The sequence below is a fragment of the Variovorax sp. P4_D9 genome (assembly GCF_056401695.1).
On record NZ_JBFUIU010000414.1, the window covers coordinates 1 to 8,028 of the forward strand.

An 8,028-nucleotide genomic window follows, 5' to 3' on the forward strand; every position below is an offset into this window, starting at 1 on the left:
ACCTTGACCTTGAGTTCGTAGTTGACGGTCACGAGCTCCTCGTTCGTGGACTGCAGCTCTTCCTTGCTCGTCTCCAGCTCTTCCGTCGCCGAGCGCAGTTCCTCGTTGATTGCCTGCAACTCCTCGTTCGAGCCCTTGAGTTCCTGGGTCGAAGTCTCGGCGGACTCGATGGTGTCCTGCAAGTGCAGCTTGAGCTGGCAGATCCCGTCCTCGAGCTGGCGGATCAAGCAGAGTCCGGCGGCTCGCCGTCGCCGGGTCGCATGCATTCCTCGACCTCGTCGAAGACGACCAGCGTCAGTGCGGAAGCGGCCCATTCCGATGGCAAGGGCTTGACGATGATGCTGAGATAGCACTGGCGCCCATCGCGATCTCGCTGTGGGAGCCGCGCCTTGACACTGCGCTTCGATCGAGCGGCTTTGAAAAGCGCCGTGCGCGGCTCCAGCCGCAGATCCTCGCGGACGTTGACGAGCAGGTTGTCGGACGGCTCGCCGCTGGGGCGCTCGAGGAATCGGCCCACGCCGTTCGACAAATGCAGGACCGTGCAGTCCTTGTCGATCAGCACGCTGGGGGGCGCGTACTGCTCGAGCGCGCGTTGATGCAGTTCGGTGAAGCTGGGAAGCTCCCTGCGCTTCGCTCTCCCAGCGACACGGTCGCCCTGCGGGTCTCGATCCGCTGGCGAAACCAGGGGATGTGGCGGCTCGTTGGCAAGTCCGGATTGACCCGGAAGATGCGGTTCTTCTTGTCGATCGGAACAAACAAGTCGCCGACGGCCTCGGTCGACTCCGACGTTCCGAGGAACAGGTACCCGCCCGGGCGGAGCGAAGAGCGGAACAGTTCAAGCGCGCGTGCTTGCGCCTTTCGATCGAGATAGATCAGCAGATTGCGGCAGCAGATCAGATCCAGTCTCGAGAATGGCGGGTCCCGCAGCAGGTTGTGCACCGCGAACAGGACCGGCTCGCGCACCGATGTCGCGACACGGTAGTGATCCTGCTGCCGGATGAAGAATCGACGCAGTCGCGCGGGAGAGACCTCTTCGATGATCCCATCCGAGTGGATGCCCCGGCGGGCCGTTGCGATGGCGCGCTCGTCGGTGTCGGTCGCGAAGATCTGACGTGCGCGCTGGATCAGCGTTTAGCGGTTTGCTCGGCGGGACCTTTTCGTTGGCAGGCAGAACCAAACCCGGATCTACCCAAAGCACCTGAGGGCCTCCTGAGTTGTCTCGATGCCTGCACCTCGTCCATCGGGTAGCAGGAGAGACAGCTCGCGCAAGCGCTGGTGGGCAGCGCCATCCCAGGCGATGGGTTGCTGATTTTTCGCATGCAGGTAGTGGTGGGTGAAAACCGCCAGGTAGGCCTCCAGAGTTTGCTCGGCAATCCGTTCGCCCGCCAGCTTCATGCACAGTGCGGCCACCTCGCTGGTGCAGAAGTGGTCGTCGCGGCCGGAGCGGCGCAGACTGTATCGCGAGATCTGGTGAGGCTCCAGACTTAGCACCGGCAGTCCGTCCAGGTAAGGGCTTCTTCGAAACATCTTGCGCGCCTCTGACCAGGTCGCGTCCAGTAGGATGAACAGCGGGCGTTTGCCGGAATCGCCAAGGAGGCTGTCAGTCGGCTGTACGGTGCGCACCACCCGCTCGGGCGCCGCATACTGCCCCGGAAACACCACATAGGGTTGCCACTGCGGGTCCCCCAGCAGGTCTAGAAGAGCGTGATCGGTTTCCGTGCGTGTCCAGCCGAAGGCGAAGGTATCGGGCACCACGTCGGCGACCAGCCAGCCCGTGTTGCTTGGCTTGAGCGGCTCAATATCGGCCATGAGCAGGCACACCCCTGCGCGTGTGGTCAGCGACGGGCGAAAGGCACACATGCAGTGGCTGGGTACCAGCCGGCAGTCCGCGCAGCGTTCGCGCTTGAAACCACCACGGGCGAGAAAGGGCTTCGCGCTGCGCGCCAGACGCGCGGCGCGGAGTTGGGAGACGGCGTGGGGCATGCGGACATTCTCGGGCATGTCTGCAGCCGACTTCATCGTTCGAAAAGTGCCCTCAACGCGATCTCATCGTCAACATGAAGACCGCCAGCACCCTGGGAATCGACGTGCCGCCGTCGGTGGGTCCTCGCCAACGGATTCATCAAGTGGCTGGCCGATCACGCGCAATCCGTAGCGCGAGACTAGGTCGGCTGCTTTGGCGCCGTGCAAGACCTTGTGGACGTACTTGGCTATGCGTGGCCAAAGGCGCCGCGACGTCGCGGATCACTTAAGCGCCGAGCCGGTGGTGGTGAAGCTGGCGTTGGTCACTGGCTGACCCGACAGCACCTCGCGCCACTGCACAGCGCGCACCACCCACCACCGGTGACCTCGACAACGGTCAGGGTGGTGACCGCATGCCCGACCATGCCCCGGGCCTGCGCACGGGCAAAAAGGGACGTTCCCGGGCTCGGCTACAGGGTGTAGATGTGCGCCACATCGAGCGGGACGAAGGAATTCTCCACGTTGTCGGTCGGCGCGATGGCCGAAAGCACACCCGGCCCGCCCCAGGCCAAGACGGTGCTTCCGGTCGGGCCCGTGGGCGCCGAGGGCTGGCGCCGCTGATGCAGGTTCAGGTGCAGGCCGCGCAGGCGCAGGCGATGGCGCAAACAGATGTTCAGGAAGCCAATTCAAGGCGACGCCGCTCTGGTTCGTCGGCGGGGATGTCGTTTCCTGGGACGGAAGTCTGCGAACCCGCTTCCGTGGCACGCGCCCGGGCCTCGGACGGTGGCGTTTGACCTGCCTCGGGCTGCCTGTCGGTTGGCATTCCCTCTTCGTCGATGGAGTGCGTTTCTCCCCCTTCCCGCCATGCTTGGCACGCGCCGCCAGGCGGACGTAGAACTCCACGACGTCTCGCAGGTCCTGCTCGTCCAGGTCTTCGATGCTGATCATGCGATTGCTGGCCTGCTTGCTCGCGGCCAGCAACTCGTTGAGCTTCAAGTGCAATGCGATGCTGTCCTTGTTCTGGCTCTGCTGAATCATGAACACCATCAAGAACGTGACGATGGTGATGCCCGTGTTGATGACGAGCTGCCAGTTCTCCGAGTAGTCGAAATAGCGCCCCAATGCGGCCCAGAGGGCAACGGAGGCCAAGGCAAGCGCAAACGCGACCGGTGAGCCCGCCCACCGAGTCACCCGTGATGCAAAGCGGTCAAAGGCGGTCAGGATGACCGAATGATTGGCATAGGCCGACGTGTTGGTCGTCGGCATGGATCCCAACGCGTCATCCGCTTGCTCGCTGATCGGGGGCATGCGACCTCCATCTTCAATTCGCCATGAACTCGTTCTTGAGGATGTCGCCATCCTGCAGCTGGGAAAGGCGAGAGGCTTTCGATTCCGGGAGCGAGGCGGTGTCGGCGGTGAGATAGCTATGAAGTAGGAGCGTTCCCACGTTGGAATCGGAGCACGGCCCATGACCTGCGCACCGCGTGGTATGTAGGTTCTCCCAAGTCGCCGCCGTTGATGGAAACTGCGAAGGAGGTGTATGAAAGCCAAACTCTTCCGCGAACCCGCTGAACCGGCGTGTTTTGCGATACTGCCCAGTTCGATGAAGCACTGAGCGCGAGGTCGCACGCCAATGGCGACCGACCTCACGATCCGCCCACTCGCGGTCGTCACCGGTGCCTCTTCGGGAATCGGCGGATCGGCGCGCTTCTCGGGCGAAGCCCAGAACCCAATCAATGAGCACTTTATCGTCCACCCTTCGCCTTCAGCTGCCTCGCAATAGAAATCTGGAACTCGATGGCCTTCGCGGCTGGGCCGCGTTGGCGGTGGTCCTGTATCACGTCTTCGTGCAAATGCTCGGGGGCGTCGTACCCGAAATTCTTTCGCCGCTCAGCTACGCCTTGCTCAACGGGCAGTACGCAGTCTTCATCTTTTTCATTCTTTCAGGCGATGCGCTGAGCAGTCAGTTCTTCAGGCACAATGACCCCCGCGCCATCGACCGTCTGGCGGTGAAGCGCTATCTGCGGCTGACGATTCCGATCTTCCTTTCGTGCTTCGGCGTATGGGTCATCCTGACACTCGGCCTCGACCATCACCGCGAAGCGTCCATCGTGCTTCGAAACGAGGAGTGGCTCGGCCTGATGCTGCAGGTCGACACATCGATCTATCGCCTCTTGAAGTATGTTCTTTACGGCGTCTACGCAGCGCACACACCCGAGCACTCGTACAACCCCTTTCTGTGGACCATGAGCTACGAGCTCATCGGCTCGTTCATCGTCTTCCTGTTTTGCTACGTCTGGCGTTCGCTCAGGTACCCGATTGCGGTGCTGGGTGTCGCAGCCGTCGCGCTGCTGGCGTTGAACTCGTTCTTCTTCCTTTTCCTGTTCGGGATGGGGCTGGCATATGCCCGGTCCGCAGGTTGGCTGGATCGCCTGCGAGCGGTGCCGCGGATCCAGCCCGCAGCCTTGCTGCTGGTCATCGCGATACTCGCGCTGGTAGGCTGGCGTGGGGCCAACGCGCTGCCTTGGCCGATCGCGATGAGCCTATGCGCACTGATCGTTCTGTCGGTCTACGCCAGCAACTGGATGCGAAGGTTCTTTTCGGCGTCGCTCTCGCTGCTTCTCGGAAAATTGTCGTTCTCGCTCTACCTCACGCATCTGTGGGTGCTCATCTTTCCGATGTCCTGGCTGATTGTGCAAGTCGAACTCCGTGACCGCGGGGGCAAGCTCGCATTCATCGCCATCGGAGCGCTCTGCGCTGCTCTGGCTGTATCCATCGCCTGGGTCTTCGAGTTCGGCGAGCGCGCATCAATGCTGGCGGTCGACCGATTCCTCAAGGCCCATGTGCTCGGGAAAGCCGGGGCGGCGGTAGATGGAATCCAGACGCCAGAACGGTCAAGTGTGGATCACCCACGGATGGCACCCTTTTCCTGACCGAGAAGTTCATGGCGCAAGCCGGGTTGCGCTTGTCACGCCAGTCACGATTTCTTGCAGGTTGAAGGGATCCGGGGCGTCCCCAGGGGGAGGAATGCAGCACCACGATTTGGTCGTTGGTGCGAAACTTAGTGATCTCAGGCACTGGGGTACCGAGCAATGGTCAGCGAAGCGCCTGCTTCCGAGCGCGCCTTCTTGCGAGGCGAGCGCCGCCTGACCGTGCGCGAGTACATCGGGTTGGTCGCTTCCTGTCAGTCCGCCTTCGATGCCGGGATGGCCCAGCTTAGCCCTGCGAGCCAGGTGGTGATCTGGAACTCCTTTCATCCCCACGCTCTCCTGCCTTCGAGTGGGAGACGGATGCTCTGGGCGCTGCGGCGAGGCGTGCTGGATGACCTTGCGCCCAAGGTAGAAAGCCTTTTGCCAGGCGAAGGGCGGTGGGCACCCACGAAGGACGAGCAGTTGGCCTTTCGTGCGGTGCTGGAGGCGCTTGCGACTGGCCGAAAGACGCAAAGCGAAATCATCGCGTTTTGCAATGAGATCTACCCTTGGTCGCCAGTACTGGGCGTGGCCGAATACATCAGGGGAGATCTGGCAGCCGCCGTCCGCCTGGCGACCTTGGAGGTCGCGAGCGACGTGCAGCCGCGGTGGGTGCGCTTGCCCAGTTGGGCGCTGGTCGGAACGCTGCTCGATGCGGTCCGTGCCGCCAGAGGCTGGTCGGATTCAAGCGTTGCCGCATTCTCATCGGCACTGGGCACTCTCCTCGGCCCGGCCAAGAGGACGCTCACCATTGCCCACGCGCAGTTGCTGGTCCGGCTCTACTGGGCGACTCGCGCCGGGCGCAAGGCTTCGGCCCCGGAAGACGCGCTCCGCGCTATCCGGGGGGGCACGAGGCAACGCGTTGCCTTCTCGCAAGAGGTGGTCGACCGATTGCGGGAGTTCGTGCAGGAGTTGGAGAGTCTCCGCCTGATCCAGAGTGCCGGAGCACATGAGATACGCTGGCTCGCGCTCACCCTGATTCATCTCCCGCCCGGTCAGGGCGCGCGCGCGCAGCCGCCTTGAACGCGATGAAGTCTGTGCTGTATTGCCGAACCAGCCGGCGACAGCAATGCATGCTGGCATCGCGGAAATTCGCGCGAATGCCGTGCGCGTTGGGTAGCATTTCTGGACATTCAGTCAGGAGCCTTCTCATGACCAAGCGGCCCATCGCAGTCAGGAGCGATTCCGAGCTTCGCGAGGGGCAGCCTGGCGAGTGGGAAGTCGTCGAGCCTGCCAGCGTTTTTCAATCTTCGCCTGGTCGACCACCGAAGTGACGACTCCGCCGGCCGGACCCGCATCAGTCCCGAACGAAGCGCTTGACCGACGGGAAGCTCATCTCGGAGCCCTTGAGGGCAGCGCCTTCGAGCGTATGGCGATGCAGGCCCATGCGCGGTGGGTCCGAGCAGTCGCGTGCAGATGTCGGCCGCTGCCATACGCGACCCTGGGCGTCACCGGCTACATCGACACCAACACGATCCAACAGTCTGTGGTCGGATCTGCGCTGACGAATGTGGGGTGGAGGCGGGGTCTCCCTGCAAGGAGCCAAGATCAGCAAAGTCCAGCTTTTGACGCGATGAGGGGCTGAACCTTGCCGAGCGAGGCGAGTCGCCTCTGATCCGCCCCTCAGCGGCCGTCGTGGTCGGAGTCGCCTGGTATCGCGCGCTCCACTGTGTCGCTCAGGCGCTGCCACGCGTCGCGAGACGCGTGCTTGGCACGATCCCACTCCAGCGAAGAGCGTCCATGGGCGGTGCTCCAGTTTCGGCTCAGTTCCGGTTCCATCTCGTCGAACTGGCGGTCCGGAAAGCGCGAATAAGCATCCACGCCATAGCGATAGGCGGGGGAATAGTCATCGTAGCTTGATCCTGCCTCCACATAGGGGCGCCCGGCGTAGTTGTCGCGCCAGTAAGCGTCCTCCGCAACGGGGTCAGCCTTCGCGACACGGTTGCCGACAAGAGCCCCGGCGACGGCGCCAATTGCTGCGCCAACGGCCGCGCCCACGGGTCCGGTCATTCCACCAACCGCCGCGCCGGCGGCCGCGCCGCCAGCCACGCCACCGGCAACGCCGCCGACCACGGCTCCGACTCCTGTCGCGGCGGGATGCGACTCTGCCTCAACGGGCACACGGGTATCGATTCGATCATCAGCCATTGAGTGTCTCCTTGACGTATAGAGGAGGTCCTACAGTGAACGTTGCGCCAGATCGCCTCCAGCACCAATGCGCCTTACTTCGCGACGGTGTTTTGATGCGGGCTCTGCCAGCGCGCACCTACAACTCGCTAGCGATGGGCGGTTCGATGGGGCACCCCGCCGGCCAGCGCGTGGCTTTCATTTGTGCCGGCCTGCGATGGAAGGCGTCGAACGTGCCATTCTGGCAAGCCCGTGGACGCTAGGCCGTGGGTCCCGCGATTCATTCCTACGACGACGCGGCGGGTGTCGAAGGAGACCTGGCGATGTGCCGGTCCCATCTTCATCGAGCCTGCGGCCCCCGACGGGATGGAAACGCCTGTGCTTTGCCGCGGCGGCCGTTTCTCTGTTCGCCGGACGCTCGGGGAACCTGCGATTGCTGGAGGAGGGGCGCAGCCATGCGGGACTTGGAACGCGCAATGAGCGGGCCGATCCAAGCGACTATCGACGGTCAGCATTTCGCCGGCACTTACAGCGATCCGCCCGCTGTGGAGATCCGCCTCGGCGTGGGCGGTAGCGGCTGGTGAGGCGGATGACGACGGGGAGGCTGGGGAGGCAGCGGAGGCGCCGTAGGCATTCGACGGCCACCGGCGGCACCGGGGGCTATGCGGTGCTGACATCGCCGGATGGGCGAGTCATCGAGTGTTTCTTCGTCACTTCGTTCGGCAGGGGCAGGGCGAGTGCCGCGGCGCTGACGTTGCTGAAGCAGAAGCAACAACGATGCGCTGGCGCGCCGGCATTGAGGAAGGCATCGTCCGCTGGTTCGAAGGTGCTCGAAGCGCGGGTCATGATGAGCGCCGTGCCGGTGAATCCGCAGCGCGTGTTCTGGGAGCTGTCAGCCGACTGTCCGACGACTGCATCCTGACTTGCGACTCGGGCTCCTGCGCGAACTGGTACGCCCGCGACATAAAGA

At 63.5% G+C, this 8,028-nt stretch carries 9 protein-coding genes; 2 read left to right on the plus strand and 7 right to left on the minus strand.

Features of this window, described 5'->3' with window-relative positions:
- From AC1DY5_RS33230 to AC1DY5_RS33250, 5 genes are all read right to left on the minus strand, one after another.
- On the minus strand, window positions 1-227 hold a 227-nt coding region (locus AC1DY5_RS33230; RefSeq protein WP_478118438.1), incomplete at its 3' end, for a hypothetical protein.
- Window positions 224-562, minus strand: a complete 339-nt coding sequence (locus AC1DY5_RS33235; protein ID WP_478118440.1) for a hypothetical protein — start codon at window positions 560-562, stop codon at window positions 224-226. The genes AC1DY5_RS33235 and AC1DY5_RS33230, both read right to left, overlap by 4 nt.
- The gene (locus tag AC1DY5_RS33240; RefSeq protein ID WP_478118448.1) at window positions 556-1,128 is read right to left on the minus strand and encodes a CheR family methyltransferase; all 573 of its coding nucleotides are present in this window, start codon (window positions 1,126-1,128) and stop codon (window positions 556-558) included. The genes AC1DY5_RS33235 and AC1DY5_RS33240 overlap by 7 nt, the downstream gene beginning before the upstream one ends.
- A gap of 57 nt (window positions 1,129-1,185) precedes the next feature.
- Entirely contained in the window at window positions 1,186-1,983 is a 798-nt protein-coding gene (locus AC1DY5_RS33245) for a tRNA-uridine aminocarboxypropyltransferase (RefSeq protein WP_478118450.1), read from the minus strand.
- Window positions 1,984-2,244: 261 nt separating this feature from the next.
- On the minus strand, window positions 2,245-3,270 hold the full coding sequence (locus tag AC1DY5_RS33250; RefSeq protein WP_478118442.1) for a low affinity iron permease family protein: 1,026 nt from the start codon (window positions 3,268-3,270) through the stop codon (window positions 2,245-2,247).
- Window positions 3,271-3,698: 428 nt separating this feature from the next.
- Here AC1DY5_RS33250 and AC1DY5_RS33255 point away from each other — a divergent pair, with 428 nt between their 5' ends.
- Together AC1DY5_RS33255 and AC1DY5_RS33260 are read left to right on the plus strand one after the other, a co-directional pair.
- On the plus strand, window positions 3,699-4,895 hold the full coding sequence (locus AC1DY5_RS33255; RefSeq protein WP_478118451.1) for an acyltransferase family protein: 1,197 nt from the start codon (window positions 3,699-3,701) through the stop codon (window positions 4,893-4,895).
- Between the two features lie 159 nt (window positions 4,896-5,054).
- Window positions 5,055-5,954 (plus strand): hypothetical protein, encoded by a 900-nt coding sequence (locus AC1DY5_RS33260; RefSeq protein ID WP_478118443.1) that lies wholly within the window; start codon window positions 5,055-5,057, stop codon window positions 5,952-5,954.
- A gap of 600 nt (window positions 5,955-6,554) precedes the next feature.
- On the opposite strand, the gene AC1DY5_RS33265 is transcribed toward AC1DY5_RS33260, so the two are convergent.
- On the minus strand, window positions 6,555-7,079 hold the full coding sequence (locus AC1DY5_RS33265) for a glycine zipper domain-containing protein (RefSeq protein WP_478118445.1): 525 nt from the start codon (window positions 7,077-7,079) through the stop codon (window positions 6,555-6,557).
- Between the two features lie 639 nt (window positions 7,080-7,718).
- The coding region (locus tag AC1DY5_RS33270) for a hypothetical protein (RefSeq protein WP_478118446.1) at window positions 7,719-8,028 on the minus strand (310 nt) is incomplete at its 5' end.

Coding starts and splice junctions, on each gene's coding strand:
- AC1DY5_RS33245 (WP_478118450.1), bottom strand. CDS start 1,983: ATGCCCCACGCCGTCTCCCAACTCCGCGCCGCGCGTCTGGCGCGCAGC.
- AC1DY5_RS33255 (WP_478118451.1), top strand. CDS start 3,699: ATGAGCACTTTATCGTCCACCCTTCGCCTTCAGCTGCCTCGCAATAGA.
- AC1DY5_RS33265 (WP_478118445.1), bottom strand. CDS start 7,079: ATGGCTGATGATCGAATCGATACCCGTGTGCCCGTTGAGGCAGAGTCG.
- AC1DY5_RS33250 (WP_478118442.1), bottom strand. CDS start 3,270: ATGCCCCCGATCAGCGAGCAAGCGGATGACGCGTTGGGATCCATGCCG.
- AC1DY5_RS33260 (WP_478118443.1), top strand. CDS start 5,055: ATGGTCAGCGAAGCGCCTGCTTCCGAGCGCGCCTTCTTGCGAGGCGAG.